Raw genomic sequence first — 16872 nt, 5'->3', positions numbered from 1 at the left:
CCGGGGTCGGGCTCTTCGCCCGGGTCCGGGCCGGTCTGGGCAGCGACGCCGACGGTGATCACGATGGAGGCTTGCGGTTTGGCGCACGTGCCGCCCGCGATGCTCTGACTCAGGATGGTGCCGACCTGCGACTCGTCCGCCACGGCCTTGCCGCGCGACCGTACCCGGAAGCCGTCGTCCGTCAGGGCCGCGCGGCCGTCCGCCTCCGAACGGCCCACCACGCCGGGGACGGTGCTGCCGTGGCGGGCCAGGGTGAGGCTCACCGGGGTGCCGCCGGAGACGCGGGTGCCTGCCTTCGGGTCGGAGGAGACGACCTGGCCGTTGGGCCGGTCGGAGCACGTACGGTTGACGCCGCCGGCCTTGAGGCCCGCCTCGGCGAGTGCCGACTCGGCGGCCTTGCGCTGCATGCCGGTTACCGCGGGCACCGCCACGCCCGCCGACACCTGCAGCGTCACCGTGCTGCCCTGCGGGACCACCGTTCCCGCGGCGGGCTTGGTGCTCAGCACCCGGCCGATGGGTTGTGTGGAGCCGATCTCGGCGACGAGACCCGGCACCAGCCCGGCGTCTCTGATGGCTCTGGTCGCCGCCTTTCTGTCCAGGCCGGCCAGCGGCGGGATCGCGACGGTCACCGGTCGCGGCACCGGGGGCTGGCTGGCGGGCTCGCGCGGCCCCTGCGCCTCGTCGGACTTCTCGGGCGTGGACTTCTCCGGCTCCGGTTCGGACGTCGCCGGCTCCGGCGTCGCGGGCTCCGACGTGGACGCAGGGGGTAACGGAGGTCCGGCCGCCTGGGCCGCCGGGGAGGACTCGTCCCCGGTCAGTTCCGGGACGAGCACGGCCAGCAGGACTCCCGCCGTCACCAGCAGCGCCGCGCAGACCGCGATGGCCGCTGTCGGCCACCTCCTGCCGGTCCGCTCGCCGAACGAGCCAATGGCACCCGGAGATCCTGAACCCGTGCCCGTTTCGCCTGAAGAATCCGCGCAGTCCAAGGGACCCGCGCCGCCCCGAAGGCCCGCGTCCGGTGTGCGTGCGTCCTCCGGAGAATGGGGGGCGAACGCTCCCGGCGCGGGACCGGCACCGAAGGCGATCTCCAAAGGACCGGTGGCGAACGCTCCCCGTCCGCCCGGTTCGGACGGCGAGGAGCCCTCAGTGTCAGGGGCGTTCTCAGCCGGATTGGCACGTTCCGCCTCCGTGGCGGGCGGTGACGAGTGGGCGGCGGCGAGCTGGTAGCCGCCCGGCGTTCCGGTCGCCTCCGGCTCGGCCATCGGCCCCGCGCCGGCGGGCCCGTACGGGGAGCGCTGCTCCGGCACCACCGGCGGCGGAGTGCGCAGGATGTGCGGCGGGGGTGAGCGCAGCACCTCCGCGGGCACGTCGCCGGTCGACTCCCCCAGCAGCTCGAACAACAACTCCCTGCTGGTGGGCCGGTTGCGCGCGTCCTTGTCCAGGCACGCCGACACGAGCGTGCGCAGGCGTCCGTCGAGGCGGCCCAGCTCCGGCGGCGCGGTCAGAATGCGGTGCAGCACCGGTGCCACGGAGTCCTGCCCGAACGGCGCCGAGGCGTTGGCCGCGAAGCACATCGTCGCGCCCCACGAGAACACGTCCGCCGCCCCGGTGACCGCCGACGCGGTGATCTGCTCGGGCGCCATGTACGCGGGCGTGCCCACCCCCCGGCCGCTCACCGTAGCCGCCGCGTCCAGCGCCTTGGCCAGCCCGAAGTCGATCACCCGCGGCCCGTCCGAGCCGAGCAGCACGTTCTGCGGCTTGAAGTCGCGGTGCACGATCCCGGCCCGGTGGATGGCGGCGAGCGCCGTCGCGGTGCTGACGGCCAGCCGTTCCAGCGCGCCGCCGCGCCGCGGCCCGGTGAGGGCGACCTCCCGCTGGAGGGACGGGCCGTCGACGTACTCGCTCACGATGTACGGCCGGCCCTCGTCGAACCCGGCGTCGATCACCTGGGCGGTGCAGAACCTCGCCACATGCTTGGCCAGCTCCACTTCCCGCAGGAACGCCGCCTGCTCGTCCCCCACGGGCCCGTGCAGCAGTTTGACCGCGTACGTCTCACCGCCCCGCGAACCGAGGTACACCGTGCCCTGTCCGCCCTCACCCAGGCGTCCGGAGAGTTCGTACTCCCCGAGCCGGTGCGGGTCCCCCGTCCTGAGCGGCTGCGCCGTTGGCACGGGAGCGCCTCCCCTCGCCGCCACCCTTCTGCTCTCTACTGAAAGCAACCCGGCCCGAACAGTCAACGGTGCGCAAGGCAATCGCGGCCTGACCGTGACACAGCGGGTCACATGGCGCTGCGGACCGTGCCCGAATACGTCACTTCTTCCTCACCCGGCCGCGTCACCTTGATGACCGTCCGGTCGGTAGACCGCGCCACCGAACGCCCAGGAGCCCGTCCACGTCTCTTCCGGTACGGACCCGTGCGCGGCGCCTACCCAGAGCAGGAGCCCGGCCACCACCACGAGCACCGCGACCACGGCGACGAGGATCGTCCGGCGGCCTCCGAAGAACGTCCCGGATGAACTGCTCGGAGGCCGTGAAGGGCTCACAGGGGCGGGCCGTTCGCGGCCGGTGATCGCGGGAAAACTCGTCGTCGGATCAGGATCGGTGATCACCGGCCCCGAATCGTCGGACGCGTGACGTATCGGAGTAGTCGCGTCCTCATCAGGCCGACCGGCGTCAGTCCCACCGGTTCCCGCGGGGTCACCGGCCTCCCCGCTTTCGGAGCCCAGATCCGCATCCTGCTCGCGCCCCGATTCGGCATCCGCAGAAGCCTCCGATCCGGTGGCACCCTCAGGGGCCGCGACAGCGCGTGGCGCGACCTGAGTGACATCGGGATCCTCCTCACCGGAGGACTCGGCAGAGGAACTGTCACCAGGATCGTCCGCCTCGACGGTCACGCTGAAGTCCGCGTCGAACGGTTCGGTCGCATCAACGTCCGCGCCCTCACCGGCCTCGGCGTCGTCCGTCGCGGCAGAGGCCGCAGCCGCCTCCGGATCCGAGGCGGTGCCGGAGGCCAGACGGGCAGAAGCGCCGATGGCGACCATCGCGCCCGACGTCAGCACGTCCGACCCGATCCGCTCCTGCCCCAGCAGCAGCCGCAGCACCTCCTCCGCATCCGGCCGCTCCCCCGGCTCGGGCGCCAGGCACGCGTCCACGATCTCGCGCAGCCGCCCGCTCAGCGCGCTGAGGTCCGGCCGCCCGTACAGGACGCGCGCCAGCACCTCCTGGTACGTGCCCCCCGCGTACGCGTTCCGTCCCGTGGCCGTGAACACCATGGTCAGCCCCCACGCCCACAGGTCGGTCGCCGGCCCGGTCGGCTCGCCCTTGATCCGCTCGGGCGCCATGTACGCGGGCGTCCCCATCGGCAGGTGCCCGGTGGAGGCGGTGGAGCCCATGAGCCGGGACACCCCGAAGTCGATCACCTGGGGCCCGTCGAGCCCGAGCAGCACGTTGCCCGGCTTGAAGTCGCGATGCACCACCCCGGCCCGGTGGATCGCTCCCAGCGCGGTGGCGGTGCCGATGGCGATCCGGTCGAGCGACCCGCCCCGCCGCGGCCCCCTCTCCAGCACGTGCTCGCGCAGCGACGGCCCCTCGACGTACTCGCTCACCAGGTACGGACGGTCGCCGTCGAGATCGGCGTCGAGCAGCTGGGCGGTGCAGAACGCCGCCACCCGCCGCACCGCCTCGACCTCGCGCAGGAAGCGGCGCCGTACGTCGGGGTCGTCGGACAGGCTGGCGTGCAGCAGCTTGATGGCCACCTGCGCCCCCTGCGGCGAGTGGCCGAGGTAGACGACCCCTTGACCGCCCTGGCCGAGCCTGCGTGTCAGCCGGTACGCCCCCAGTTGCCGAGGGTCATCGGCGCGAAGCTCGGACATATACCGCCATTATCCCCGCCACCTCAAGAGCAACGACCCAACCCCTTCAAGAGCACGCCATCGTCATCTAGCCACCATTCGACCTCAGCTGCGCGTGCGAATCAGCATGACCAGCCCGGCGATGAACGACCCGAGCAGAACCGGCGACAGGACCGCGAGGCCGCCCCACACGACGAGGCCGAGATAGCCGAGCGCGGACGAACTGTACGTCGGGTCGGCGTCAGCGGCCGCGAACAACCCCAGGCCGAGGACGACACCGGCCACCGTGAGCGCGATCGGTGTCCACAGGAGCACGTGGGCCCACACACGGTACCTCCGGCTGTAGACACGCCGGGCCGACCGCACGTTCGGCTGTGGGGGATACCCGACGGATTCGCTCATGCCCCATTTGTACCAGCCCGCGTGGGCCCCGCACCGCAGGGCCGCGTGGCGCACAGGTGGAGGTTCGGCGTGTGGCGATCCAGGCAGCAAGGAGGAGAAACGCGGGAGGACATCCGCGACCTCCTCGACAGCAGCCGCCCCGGCGAGGAGATCGCCGACATCCTGATGAAGTACATGCACACGGGGTTCAGCAGCGGGGAGTGGCCGCTGGCCGGCGACTGCGCCGAGCGTGCCGGACACGCACCGGTGTTTCGGACCTCGTGCACCAAGATCCCAGCGCTTCGCCGAGATCCTGCTCACGCGCCTCCGCACTCCGAACCCACCGTCCGTGCCTCCCACCGCCGCGTCACGGGCGCGCCGCCCTGGCCCGTCAGTCCTTCCTGCCGTCCCAGGGGTCGCCGATCCAGCCGTCGAAAGAGGGGATCAGGGCCGCGAGGGCGGCTCCGAGCCGCCAGTCCAGCTCCGGTGCGTACAGACAAACCGTGTCCCCCGACGACTTGAACTCCAGCGGGACCTGTCCGCCGGAGCGCCACTTGATGCGGCGGGGGCCGCGCGGGAAGTCGCCGCCGCCGCCGCCGAACACGGCGGTCACGAGGATGAGCGGCAGCAGGGGTGTGCAGAGCCACCACACGCACCACCAAAAGAGCCGGCCCTTGTATCCCATCGCGTCGGGGCTGCCGGCGCGGCTCACCGTCCAGCGTGTGCGCAGTCCCCTGCTGAACGCCTTGTCCCGCGTGAACATACCGAGCAGTTCTCCCTGCGAGCCGAGCACCTGGAACTGTGCCCGCCCGCCGCCCGCGGAGACGGTGACCAGGGTGGCGACCCGCACCTGGCGGTGTTCGTCCGCCCACAAGACGAAGGAGCGGGCTCCGCTTTTCCTGGCCGCGAGGTAGGCGGATATGCCGTTGGGCGGCAACTCGCGTTCCACATAAGCGACCGGCCGCGAAGTTCCCGTTCCGTCGGAGAAGCTGATCCGGCAGTCGAGCTGCCCGCCTGGGGTGGTCCTCAGTCGCCGCAGCGCTTGTAAGGACAGAGTACTGGTCAACCGACGGTCTCCTTCATGCGTGTCTATGCCGAATGTTCAGAACGAAGGTACGCCTGCGCGGCCCCAGTCGTTCCCTCATCCGTCCGCGGGAACTGGGCGGCGGGCATCTGCCGGCGAACCGTGCGAAGGGCGATAGCCTCGTCTGGTGCTGGAAACGATCGCCGCCACCCGCTACGTGACGCCGCTGCGGGAGGGCGGGTCGCTGCCGGGCGTCGTCGAGGCCGACGACCTCGGCACGTACGTGGTGAAGTTCCGCGGGGCGGGCCAGGGGCGGCGGGTGCTGATCGCCGAGATCATCGCGGCCGAGCTGGGCCGGCGGCTCGGGTTCAGGACGCCCGAGCTCAAGCTCATCGACCTCGACCCGCAGCTCGGCGTCCGCGAGCCCGACGAAGAGGTGCAGGATCTGCTCAAGGCCAGCACGGGGCTCAACCTGGCGGTCGACTTCCTGCCGGGCGCGCTCGGGTTCGACCCGCTGGCGTGGGCGGCCGACGCGCGGTTCGCGGCGCGGGTGGTGTGGTTCGACGGGCTCATCCACAACATCGACCGCAGCTGGCGCAACCCCAACCTGCTGGTCTGGCACCGCGACACGTGGCTGATCGACCACGGGGCCGCCCTCTGGTTCCATCACAACTGGAAGACCGCCGACCCGCAGCGCCCGTTCGACGCGGGCGACCACGTGCTCGGGCCGTACGCCGCAGACGTCGAGGCGGCGGGCGCGGAGCTGGCCGGGCAGATCACCGGGGAGCTGCTGGAGACGGTTACGGCGCTGGTGCCCGACGAATGGCTGGACGCGGAGCCGGGCTTCACCGCGCCGGACGAGGTGCGCGAGGCGTACGTCGACCATCTGCTGCGCAGGGCCCACGGGCCGCGCGAGTGGCTGGTGCGCACGGAGCAGCGCCAGGCCCCGAAGGCGGGTCCCGGGTCGGTCGGCGCATTCTGGCGGGGAGGCCCCCGATGAGCAGGGACGTCTACGAGTACGCGGTGATCCGCGTGGTGCCCAAGGTCGAGCGCGGCGAGCTGATCAACGCCGGCGTGCTGCTCTACTGCCAGCCGCGTGACTATCTGTGCGCCCGCGTCGAGCTCGACCCGGCCCGGCTGCACGCCCTCGACCCGCACGCCGACGTCGACGGCATCTGCCGCGCGCTCGGCGCGTACGAGCTGGCCTGCGGCGACGAGCCGGGGCCGCTGGCGGGCGAGTCGCTCGGCGGCAGGTTCCGCTGGCTGACGGCGCCGCGCAGCACGATCGTGCAGACGGGCCCGGTGCACGCGGGCCTCACCGCCGACCCCGGCACGGAGCTGGCGCGCCTTTTCGACAAGCTCGTCCGTCTTTAAAACAGCACCGTCTTTAGAACAGCACCGTCTTTAGAACAGCACCGTCTTTAGAACAGCACCTTCTCTAGAAGAGCACCGACATGAACGTGTCGACCTCGCGGAAGCCCACCTTGCGGTAGACCGCGCGCGCCGAGGTGTTGAAGTCGTTGACGTAGAGCGTGACGATCGGGGCGAAGCACGCCAGCGCGGCCTCCACCACGGCGGCCATCCCGGCCACGGCGTGCCCCCGTCCGCGCAGCTCGGGGTCGACCCAGACGCCCTGGATCTGGCAGGCGTACGGCGTCACGGCCCCGATCTCGGCCTTGAACACCACCCGCCCGTCGTCGATCCGGGCGTAGGAGCGTCCGATCCGGATCAGCTCGGCCACCCGCGTCCGGTAGAGGGCGCCGCCGTCGCCGAGGTTCGGCGAGACGCCGACCTCCTCGGTGAACATGGCCACGCACGCCGGCAGCAGGATGTCGAACTCCTCCGGCCGGACCCGCCGCACCAGCGGGTCGGCGGGCACCGCCGCCTTGTGCGACGTCGCCATGACGGGCTGCGCCCAGCGGATGGCGCGGGCGCGCCCCCAGTGGGGCTCCAGGCGCTCCCACAGCAGGGAGACGGCGTCGACCGGCCCGACGATGGACGAGCAGCGCCGCCCCTGCTTGCGGGCGCGGTCGGCGAAGGCCTGCACGGCCTCCGGACCGGCGTTGACCGGCACCATGTTGGCTCCGGCGTAACAGAGTGACACGAGGCCTCCGCGCGGCCCGAACCCCCACATCTGCCCGCCCAGCCTCGCCGGGTTGAGCCCGACGGCCCGCACCCGGGAGGAGACGAAGACGTTGGCGACCGGGTCGCTGTCCAGCAGCGCGAGAACCTCGTCCCGGTCGTTGTCGTCGAGCACGCGCGACGCTGATGTACGCAGCATCACACGGTCAGACTACGCGAAGGGTTACCGATTAGCTCATCTGGCGCTGCCCGCGGTAACCCTTTCTTGACGTCATCTCCCGATGAGCGACCCGATCACTCCCAGAATGCCGAGCAGTTCGGGGGTCTGCGTCCGCTGCGCCGACGCCATGCGGGCCGCCGGGCGCGGCGCGGGCGGCGCGGCGCACGTGGTGTCGCGCGGCGGCAGCGAGCCGTCCCTCAGGTAGGCGGCCAGGTGCCGGTCCACGCACTGGTTGCCGGCCAGCGACACCCCGTGGTTGCCGCCCTCCTCCAGGACCATGCGCGCGCGGGGGAACCGCTGCGCCATCGACAGCGCCCCACGGTACGGCGTCGCGGCGTCGTGGCGGGACTGCAGGATGAGGAACGGCGGCAGCTTCGGCGACGACTTGACCTCGACGGGCGTGCCGCCGCGCACCGGCCAGAACGCGCACGGGGCGTTGTACCAGGCGTTCGGCCAGGTCATGAACGGCGCCTCGCGGTGCATCCTGGTCATGTCGGCCCGCCACTTGTCCCACCGGCGCGGCCAGGGGGCGTCGCTGCACTGCACGCCCAGGTAGACGGCGTAGCCGTTCTCGTCCTTGGCGTCGTTGCTGCCGTGCTTGCGGTAGACGTCGACCAGCCCGTCGACGTCGCCCTTGCGCACGTACGACGACCATGCCTGGGCGAACTGCGGCCAGACCTTGTCGGTGTAGCCCGCGAAGGAGAAGGTGTCGTCGAGCTCGCTCGGGCCGACGACGCCGCCGGCCGGGCGGGCGCGCAGCCGGTCGCGCATGGCGTAGAAGGCGAACGACGTCTGCTCGGCCGTCCGGCCCAGCTTGTAGGCGGAGTGGTGCCGGGCGACCCAGGCGAGGAACTGGCGGTGGCGGCGCTCGAAGGAGGCGTTCTGCCGCAGGTTCGACGCGTACCAGACGGCTCCGGGGTCGACGGCGCTGTCCATCACCAGCCGCTTGACCCGCTGCGGGAAGAGCGTGGCGTAGACGGCCCCGAGGTAGGTGCCGTACGAGTAACCGAGGTAGCTGATCTGCTCCTCGCCGAGCGCGGCGCGGACGCGGTCCATGTCGCGGGCGGAGTTCGCCGTGGTCAGGTGCGGCAGCAGCCAGGACCACAGGTTGCCGCAGCGGCCGGCGTACATCTCGGCCCGGCCGAGCAGCACCCGCTCGTCGGCCTGCCCGCGCGGCACCGAGTCGGGCCGCGGCGGCCGGTAGTACGCGGCCGGGTCGACGCAGCGCAGCGACGGCTCGCTCGCTCCGACGCCGCGCGGGTCGAAGCCGACGATGTCGTAGCGGGCGCTCACGTCCGCCGGCAGGGACGCGGCCACGAACCGGGTCAGGTCACGCCCGGAGGCGCCCGGTCCGCCGGGGTTGACGAGCAGGGTGCCGAGGTGGTCGGCGTCCCTGGAGACCTTGGCCTTGACCCGGTTGAGCGCGATCTTGATCTGGTGTCCCATGGGCTGGCGGTAGTCGAGCGGCACGCGCAGCAGGGCGCACTCGATCCCTTCCGGCGCGGCCTGACGGTCGTGCTCGGGGCACGGCCCCCAGGCCACCATGGACGGCGCCGCTCTGACGCCGCCGGCCACCGCCGCCCCGTCCGCGCTCCCGACTCCGGCGACGAGCACCGCCATTCCGGCGACGACCCCAACTAGTCGCTTCACCCGGCCCCCTTCCCTGTCATAAGGCCCTGTGATGCTCCCGCGAGCAACCGGACCATGACGCTGGGTATGGGGAAATGCTTGCCATTCTGTAATCGCTCCATGGCGGGGAGTGGCGGCCGGTCAGGCGCGTTGCGCGGTGTTGTACAGCGTCTTGACGGCGTCGCCGAAGTAGGGGCCGTACATCGTGCGCCGGTCGTCGCTGTACTTGAAGCTGCTCACCGACGTGATCGTGCCCCTGCCGGTGGCCGGGTCGAACCTGGTCATCCACGGCCCGCCGCTGGAGCCCGCCGTCATGGCGCAGCCCAGGCCCTGGTCGCGCGTCTGGCGGTGGGGGTCGGCCCGCAGCCGGCCCGCGCAGTAGACCAGGCGGGTGCCGTCGTACGGCGGGTCGGCGGGGTAGCCGAAGCCGAACACCTGGCCGCCGCGCGAGCCGTTGAACGCGATGTCCTGCGCGCCCACCACGTCGGCGACGTGCCGGCCGCGTGAGGTGTTCAGGACGACCATGCCGACGTCGTAGTTGTCGTCGCCGCTGCGTGACCAGGGGCTCGCGACGAACATGCGCCGGGCGGTGTACTTGCCGAACGGGTGCGTGCCCGCCGTGCCGTAGCCGGGGACGAACGTCCAGTTGGCGGCCCAGGCGCCGGCGCCGTCCTTGACGCAGTGGCCGGCGGTGACCACGACGTCGCGGTTGGCGCTCTTGATCGTGCTGGCGGAGCAGACGAAGTCGGCGCCCGACACGGTGAGGAACACCCGGCCGGTCGTCCTGGACACCAGGCCGCCCGTCATCCAGCGGGACCCGGCCGTGCTGGTGTCGGGGCGGGCCCCGGTCAGCCGGTTGGAGCCCATCAGCTCACGCGGGACGGCCAGGTCGGACCGCCCGCCCGACAGGTCGGGCAGCAGGCGGGCCACCTGGCCGGTCAGTCCGCGCTCGCCGGTGACGACGTCGAGCAGGCCGATGGGCAGGGCCTTGGCCATGCGTTCCGGCGTCCAGTAGTCGAGCACGCGCCGCTGGTCGGCGACGGTGCGGGCGGCGACGTGCTCGACGATGTCGCTGCGCTCGGCCCGATGAGCCAGCCCGTGAGCGGACGCGACGGCCGGTCGTTCGGCCTGCTGCCGGCCCGGAACCGCGCCGAGCAGCGCGGGTCCGATCAGCCCCGCCAGGAGCGGGACGGCCGCAAGCAGGGGGGTGCTCAGGGTCATGCCCCCCGAGTTTGCACCACGGCATGTGTTCTTGTGACTACTTTCGGTAAATTTTTCAGAGTGCGTTGGCGCTCTGAGCCGACTGGTAGACGGCCTGGGCCTCGTTCCCGAAATAGGGGCCGAACATCCAGTTGGGAGCGAAGTTGTATTTGAAGCTGTTGACGGAATTCTGCGTGCCGAGACCGGTCGACTCGTTGAAATTCAGCATCCACGGCCCGCCGCTCGATCCGCCCGTCATGTTGCAGGTCAGGCCGAGGTCGTCGCTCATGAGGACGTCGTCGAAGGTGCGCCCGCTGCAGTAGATCAGCCGCGACCCGTCGTACGGCGCCGCGGCGGGGTAGCCGAAGGCGTGCATCTGCCGGCCGCGCGGCTGGTTGAAGGCCACGCCCTGGCCGCCGACGACGTCGGTGAGCGACCTGCCGTTCAGCGGCGCGACGACGGCGGCGGCGACGTCGAAGTTGATGTCCTCGCGGGCGTTCCACTGCGGCGTGGTCAGCAGCCGGGTGGCGGCCCAGGTGCCGAACGGCCGGTTGCCGCCCGCGTAGCCGGGGACGAACACCCAGTTCGTGTGGAAGGCGCCGTTGAGCTTCACGCAGTGGCCGGCGGTCAGCACGACGCTCTTGTTGGCGCTGGTCACCGCCGTCCCGGAGCACGAGGAGTTGCGCCCCTGCGTGGTGAAGAAGACCCGGCCCGTGGTGCGCGTCACCGCGCCGCCGCGGGTCCACGGCGCACCCGAGCTCCGGGCGGCCTGCGTCTCCACACCGCCGCGGGCGCGGGTGGGTGGAGCGGTCCACGGCGTGCCCTTGGCGGGCTCGTCGGCCGACAGCCCCGCCGCGCCCTGCTTGGGGGCGGGCGCGTCCAGCGGCTGGGCCGCCTCCATCCGGCTCTCCGTCCAGTACGTCACGACCTGCCGCCGTTCGGCGGCCGTGTCGGCGGCGGCCTGCTGGGCGGGGGGCTTCGGCCGCGCCTCGGCGGACCCTTCCACGGCGGCCCGCGCCCCACCTGCGGGAATCAACGCGGCGAGCGCGGCGACGGAAACCAGGACGACTTTGCGGTGCATTACGTACCTCCCGAAACTGGACATGAGCATGGAAGGTAGCGGCCCCAATATCCCGATTTCTCAGGAATTGCTCATTCGGATATAGCTGCATTCCGACATAAATTCACTGGCTTATCTCCCGTCACATAAGGAAGCGAATTCCGGGACCCCGGCGGCCCGGTGCCCGAGCGCACCGAGGAGCGGGGACAATGGACGGGTGCAAGAAGAGACCCTCCGCTCCGTGGTCGTGCTCGGCTCCACCGGCTCGATCGGCACCCAGGCCCTCGACGTCATCGCCGCCAACCCCGGCGGCTTCCGGGTCGCGGGGCTCGCGGCCGGCGGCGGCAAGGTCGACGTGCTGGCCCGGCAGGCCGCCGACTTCGGCGTCGAGGTCGTGGCGGTGGCCGACCTCGCGGCCGTGCCCGCGCTGAAGGAGGCGCTGGCCGCGCACGGCGTCCACCCAGAGGTGCTCGCCGGCTCCGACGGCGTCGCCGAGGTGGCCGGCCGGCCGTGCGACATCGTGCTCAACGGCATCACCGGCGCGCTCGGCCTGACCTCCACGCTCGTCGCGCTGGAGGCGGGGCGCACGCTCGCGCTGGCCAACAAGGAGTCGCTGATCATCGGCGGCCCGCTGGTGAAACGACTGGCCAAGCCCGGCCAGATCCTCCCCGTCGACTCCGAGCACTCCGCGGTGCAGCAGTGCCTGTGGGCCGCGGGCCCCGACGGCTACGACCCCTCGTGCGTCCGGCAGCTGGTGATCACCGCCAGCGGCGGGCCGTTCCGCGGCATGAAGCGCGAGGAGATGGCCGACGTCACGCCCGAGATGGCGCTGGCCCACCCGACCTGGTCGATGGGGCCGTCCATCACGATCAACTCCGCGACCCTGGTCAACAAGGGGCTCGAGGTGATCGAGGCCCATCTGCTGTTCGACCTCGGCTTCGACCGCATCGAGGTCGTCGTCCACCCGCAGTCGATCATCCACTCCATGGTCGAATACGTCGACGGCTCGACCGTCGCGCAGGCCAGCCCGCCCGACATGCGGCTGCCGATCGCGCTCGCGCTCGGCCATCCCCGCCGGCTGCCCGGCGCCGCCGCGCCGATCGACTGGACCAAGGCCCACACCTGGACGTTCGAGCCGCTCGACGACACGGCGTTCCCCGCGGTCGCGCTGGCGCGGCACGTCGGCGGCGAGGGCGGCACCGCGCCCGCCGTCTACAACGCCGCCAACGAGGCCTGCCTCGACGCCTTCCTCCGGGGCGAGCTGCCGTTCCTCGGCATCGTCGACACCGTCGCCAAGGTCGTCGAGGAGCACCAGGTGACGCCCGCCGACTCGGTCGAGGAGGTGCTGGCGGCCGACGCCTGGGCCCGCGCCCGGGCGGCGGAGCTGACCGCCGCGCAGTCCCGCTAGCTGCCTACACTGAAAAGCGTCGTCACAGTAAGGGTTGAAATGTCTTCTGTAGCTCTCGGCATCCCGACGGTCCGCCCGAAACCCCTCGCCGAACGCCGCCGTTCCCGCCAGATCATGGTGGGCAGCGTGCCCGTGGGCGGTGACGCCCCCGTTTCCGTCCAGTCGATGACGACCACCGTCACGGCCGACGTCAACGCCACCCTGCAGCAGATCGCCGAGTTGACGGCGTCCGGCTGCCAGATCGTCCGCGTGGCCGTGCCGTCGCAGGACGACGCCGACGCGCTCCCCCTGATCGCGAAGAAGTCGCAGATCCCCGTCATCGCCGACATCCACTTCCAGCCGAAATACGTCTTCGCCGCCATCGAGGCCGGCTGCGCGGCCGTCCGGGTCAATCCGGGCAACATCAAGAAGTTCGATGACAAGGTCGGCGAGATCGCCCGGGCGGCGGCCGACCACGGCGTGCCGATCCGCATCGGCGTCAACGCCGGCTCGCTCGACCCCCGCTTGTTGCAGAAATACGGCAAGGCCACGCCCGAGGCGCTCGTGGAGTCGGCGCTGTGGGAGTGCTCACTGTTCGAGGAGCACGGCTTCCGCGACATCAAGATCTCGGTCAAGCACAACGACCCGGTCGTGATGATCAACGCCTACCGCCTGCTGGCGCAGCAGTGCGACTACCCGCTCCACCTCGGCGTCACCGAGGCGGGCCCGGCCTTCCAGGGCACGATCAAGAGTGCGGTGGCGTTCGGCGCGCTGCTGGCCGAGGGCATCGGCGACACGATCCGCGTCTCGCTGTCGGCCCCTCCGGTCGAGGAGGTCAAGGTCGGCACGCAGATCCTCGAGTCGCTGGGCCTGCGCGAGCGCGGCCTGGAGATCGTCTCCTGCCCGTCGTGCGGGCGGGCGCAGGTCGACGTCTACACCCTGGCCGAGCAGGTCCAGGCCGGTCTCGAGGGGCTGAAGGTGCCGCTGCGGGTGGCCGTCATGGGCTGCGTCGTCAACGGCCCCGGCGAGGCCCGCGAGGCCGACCTCGGCGTGGCATCGGGCAACGGCAAGGGCCAGATCTTCGTCAAGGGCGAGGTCATCAAGACCGTGCCCGAGTCGCAGATCGTCGAGACGCTGATCGAGGAGGCCCTGCGCCTGGCCGAGGAGATGGGCGTCGAGGTCGACCTCGACGACGACACTCCTGCGGGCCCGGTCGTCACGGTCAGCTGAGAACACGGCAAGAGGGCGTGGCCGCCGCGCGGCCACGCCCTCTTGTGTCGTCCTCTACAGCGTGAGCCCGGTCAGCACCATGACCTTCTCGTACGTCAGGTCCTCCATCGCCGAGTGCAGGCCCTCACGCCCGATGCCGGAGTCCTTGACCCCGCCGTAGGGCATCTGGTCGGCCCGGTACGACGGCACGTCGCCGATGATCACGCCGCCGACCTCCAGCTCGCGGTTCGCCCGGAAGGCGGCGTCGAGCGAACGCGTGAACACCCCGGCCTGCAGCCCGTAGTTCGAGTCGTTGACCATCGCGTACGCCTCGTCGATCGAGGCCGCCCGCTGCAGGATCATGACCGGCCCGAAGACCTCCTCGCAGGCGACCTTGGCCTCGCGCGGCACGTCGGTCAGCACGGTCGGCGCGACGGTGGCGCCCTCGCGGGTGCCGCCGGCCAGCACCTTCGCCCCGGCCTCGACGGCCTCGCGCACCCACTGCTCGACCCGCTCGGCCGCGGCCTGCGACACCAGCGGGCCCACCTGGGTCTTCTCGTCGGCCGGGTCGCCGGTGACGAGCGCCGAGACGGCCGGGAGCAGGCGCTCCACGAACGCGTCGTAGACCGGCTCCTCGACGATGACCCGCTGCACGGCGATGCAGCTCTGACCCGCCTGGTAGTTGGAGTAGAGCGCGACGCGCTGAGCCGCCCAGTCGAGGTCGGCGTCGGCCAGCACGACCGCCGCCGCGTTCCCGCCCAGCTCCAGCGTCACGTGCTTGCGCGGCACCTGGTCGGCGATGGCGTACCCGACGGGCGCGGAGCCGGTGAACGACACCACGGGCAGCCGCGGGTCCCGCACGAGGCCGGAGGCGCGGTCGTTCTCGACGGGCAGGACCGAGAACATGCCTTCGGGCAGGTCGGTCTCGGCCAGGATCTCGCCGAGCAGCAGCGACGACAGCGGCGTGGCCGGAGCCGGCTTGACGATGACGGGAGCGCCGACGGCGATGGCCGGGGCCACCTTGTGCGCGACCAGGTTCAGCGGGAAGTTGAACGGGGTGATCGCCAGCACGGGCCCGTACGGCACCCGCGTCACGTACGCCAGCCGCCCGGCCGCCGCCGGCTCGGTGTCGAGCCGCTGCACCCCGCCCGACCAGCGGCGGGCCTCCTCGGCGGCGAAGCGGAAGGTGGCCACGGCCCGGCTCACCTCGCCGCGCGCCCACACGATCGGCTTGCCGTTCTCGGCCGTGATCAGCTGGGCGATCTCCTCGGCCCGTTCGGCGATGCGGCGCGAGACGTGGGCCAGTGCCTCGGCCCGTACGTGCACGGGCAGTGCGGCGGCCTCCTTGGCCACCGCGTGGGCGGCCGCGACGGCCTCCTCCACCTGGGCGTCGGTCGGCACGGAATGCCGGCCGACCTCGCGGCCGTCAAGCGGATTGGTGACGGTGAGCTCGGTCTCCCCGGTCGCGGCGCGGCCGGCCAGCCAGAAGGTACGCACGTCCATACCTTGACGTTATGCGACCCCGGGGTCAGGGGATTTACACCACGTTGCACAAGACTCCCCGGAGCACTCACCGTTAAGTACAAGCTCTGGTGTATACCCATGATGTAACGGAAGTAGACCCAATTCAGGATGTTTACCACGCGGGGTGGTTTGAGGGATCTCTGCCCTGGCTAAGTCATCGTGTGCGGGTCTCCAGCGCGGCGGGCCCCCGAGCAGAAAGGCGTGGGCCCCGTGACCGAACACCGTGAGGTCACCAGGACATCGACCTCCTCGGCCACAGAGGAGGTCTCATGACCTCGGCGCCTCTGGGGTTGCAGGGCGCCTACCTCCTCGGTGAGCGCGCCACCCATGACGAGCTCCGCTCGCGCCTGCTCGACGTGGCGGTCAACCTGCTGCAGACCGACGGCCCCGACAGCCTCACCATGCGGCGGATCGCCGACGAGGCCGGCTGCACGACGACCGTCATCTACACGATGTTCGGCAACCGGGAGGGCCTGGCCGAGGCGCTCTATCTGGAGGGCTTCGAGCGCTTCCGCCGGTTCCTGGAGGCGGTGCCGCAGCGGCGCGACCCGCTGGAACACCTGACCGCGCTCGGCCCGGCGTACCGGCAGGCGTGCCTGGCGGAGCCCGGCTACTACAGCCTGATGTTCGAGCAGGCCATTCCCGGCTTCGAGCCCAGCGAGCGGGCCAGGACCCTCGCCCGCGCGGCCCTGAACATCCTCGACCGGGTGATCGCCGAGTGCATCTCGGCCGGATACCTGATCCCCACCCAGCCCCGCAAGATCGCGGACGCGCTGTGGGCGGCGGCCCAGGGCGCGATCAGCCTGGAACGTGCCGGGCACCTGCGCGACGCCCGCACGTACGAGGCGGTGACCACGGCCGTCCTCTGCTGCTACCAGGTGGACAAGCCCAAGTGACGAGGGCTCAGCCGCGCCGGGCGGCTTCGAGGGCGAGCCACAGTTCGGCGCGTACGCCGGGGTCGTCGAGATCGCGGCCGAGCAGCTCGGCGACGCGTCTCATGCGGTAGCGCAGGGTGTGGCGGTGCACGCCGAGCCGCTGCGCCGCCGCGTCCCAGTGCCCGTTGCACTCCAGGTACGCGCGCAGCGACGCCACCAGGTCGGCGCGTGAGCCGTACCCGGTGAGGGGGGCCAGGACGGCCGCGGAGAACGCCTGGGCGGCGGCGGGGTCGAGCAGCCCGAGCAGCCCCTGTCCCGCCAGATCCGCGAAACGCTGCAGCCCCGCGCCGCCCCTGGCCGCCTCCAGCGCGCGCGACGCCTGCTCCAGCGCGCCGCGCAGCGCCCCCGCCTCGTACGAGGACGGCAGACT

At 71.7% G+C, this 16872-nt stretch carries 15 protein-coding genes; 5 read left to right on the top strand and 10 right to left on the bottom strand.

The window, feature by feature from the left end; translation table 11 throughout:
* The 4 genes from C1J01_RS34975 to C1J01_RS34960 all read right to left on the bottom strand — a co-directional run.
* A partial coding sequence (locus C1J01_RS34975) for a protein kinase domain-containing protein (RefSeq protein WP_111183246.1) occupies positions 1–2171 on the bottom strand: 2171 nt, incomplete at its 3' end.
* Positions 2172–2321: 150 nt separating this feature from the next.
* Positions 2322–3872 (bottom strand): serine/threonine-protein kinase, encoded by a 1551-nt coding sequence (locus tag C1J01_RS34970; protein WP_111183245.1) that lies wholly within the window; start codon positions 3870–3872, stop codon positions 2322–2324.
* A gap of 84 nt (positions 3873–3956) precedes the next feature.
* A complete protein-coding gene (locus C1J01_RS34965) occupies positions 3957–4253 on the bottom strand; it encodes a hypothetical protein (RefSeq protein WP_146615834.1) in 297 nt (98 codons plus the stop codon).
* Between the two features lie 370 nt (positions 4254–4623).
* Positions 4624–5181, bottom strand: coding sequence for a hypothetical protein (locus C1J01_RS34960; RefSeq protein ID WP_235854866.1), 558 nt, complete (start codon positions 5179–5181; stop codon positions 4624–4626).
* 262 nt (positions 5182–5443) lie between these two features.
* Here C1J01_RS34960 and C1J01_RS34955 point away from each other — a divergent pair, with 262 nt between their 5' ends.
* Positions 5444–6256: a HipA family kinase gene (locus C1J01_RS34955; RefSeq protein ID WP_111183243.1), complete on the top strand. Its 813-nt coding sequence runs from the start codon at positions 5444–5446 to the stop codon at positions 6254–6256.
* Positions 6253–6630 (top strand): DUF3037 domain-containing protein, encoded by a 378-nt coding sequence (locus C1J01_RS34950; RefSeq protein ID WP_111183242.1) that lies wholly within the window; start codon positions 6253–6255, stop codon positions 6628–6630. Before C1J01_RS34955 ends, C1J01_RS34950 begins: the two co-directional genes overlap by 4 nt.
* Positions 6631–6694: 64 nt before the next feature.
* On the opposite strand, the gene C1J01_RS34945 is transcribed toward C1J01_RS34950, so the two are convergent.
* The 4 genes from C1J01_RS34945 to C1J01_RS34930 all read right to left on the bottom strand — a co-directional run bounded on the left by C1J01_RS34945 (position 6695) and on the right by C1J01_RS34930 (position 11468).
* Positions 6695–7537 (bottom strand): GNAT family N-acetyltransferase, encoded by an 843-nt coding sequence (locus C1J01_RS34945; RefSeq protein ID WP_111183248.1) that lies wholly within the window; start codon positions 7535–7537, stop codon positions 6695–6697.
* A gap of 72 nt (positions 7538–7609) precedes the next feature.
* Positions 7610–9208, bottom strand: a complete 1599-nt coding sequence (locus tag C1J01_RS34940) for an alpha/beta hydrolase (RefSeq protein WP_235854865.1) — start codon at positions 9206–9208, stop codon at positions 7610–7612.
* 120 nt (positions 9209–9328) lie between these two features.
* Positions 9329–10408, bottom strand: a complete 1080-nt coding sequence (locus tag C1J01_RS34935) for a trypsin-like serine peptidase (protein ID WP_181449127.1) — start codon at positions 10406–10408, stop codon at positions 9329–9331.
* A 55-nt stretch (positions 10409–10463) separates the two neighbouring features.
* Positions 10464–11468 (bottom strand): trypsin-like serine peptidase, encoded by a 1005-nt coding sequence (locus tag C1J01_RS34930; RefSeq protein WP_111183240.1) that lies wholly within the window; start codon positions 11466–11468, stop codon positions 10464–10466.
* 196 nt (positions 11469–11664) lie between these two features.
* Between C1J01_RS34930 and dxr the strand changes: the two genes are divergently transcribed.
* Positions 11665–12855: a 1-deoxy-D-xylulose-5-phosphate reductoisomerase gene (gene dxr / locus C1J01_RS34925; protein WP_111183239.1), complete on the top strand. Its 1191-nt coding sequence runs from the start codon at positions 11665–11667 to the stop codon at positions 12853–12855.
* A 39-nt stretch (positions 12856–12894) separates the two neighbouring features.
* Positions 12895–14064 (top strand): flavodoxin-dependent (E)-4-hydroxy-3-methylbut-2-enyl-diphosphate synthase, encoded by a 1170-nt coding sequence (gene ispG / locus C1J01_RS34920; protein ID WP_111183238.1) that lies wholly within the window; start codon positions 12895–12897, stop codon positions 14062–14064.
* Positions 14065–14118: 54 nt separating this feature from the next.
* Here the strand turns inward: ispG and C1J01_RS34915 are convergent, their stop codons facing one another.
* Positions 14119–15546: an aldehyde dehydrogenase family protein gene (locus C1J01_RS34915; RefSeq protein ID WP_111183237.1), complete on the bottom strand. Its 1428-nt coding sequence runs from the start codon at positions 15544–15546 to the stop codon at positions 14119–14121.
* Positions 15547–15836: 290 nt separating this feature from the next.
* Between C1J01_RS34915 and C1J01_RS34910 the strand changes: the two genes are divergently transcribed.
* Positions 15837–16463: a TetR/AcrR family transcriptional regulator gene (locus C1J01_RS34910; protein ID WP_111183236.1), complete on the top strand. Its 627-nt coding sequence runs from the start codon at positions 15837–15839 to the stop codon at positions 16461–16463.
* Between the two features lie 7 nt (positions 16464–16470).
* On the opposite strand, the gene C1J01_RS34905 is transcribed toward C1J01_RS34910, so the two are convergent.
* Positions 16471–16872 (bottom strand): PucR family transcriptional regulator (locus C1J01_RS34905; RefSeq protein WP_146615833.1); only part of this gene is annotated, 402 nt, incomplete at its 5' end.

The sequence above is a fragment of the Nonomuraea aridisoli genome, assembly GCF_003236395.1.
GTDB lineage: Bacteria > Actinomycetota > Actinomycetes > Streptosporangiales > Streptosporangiaceae > Nonomuraea > Nonomuraea aridisoli.
Note: the sequence above shows the minus strand (reverse complement) of the source record. Positions and strands in the feature narration are given on the sequence as shown.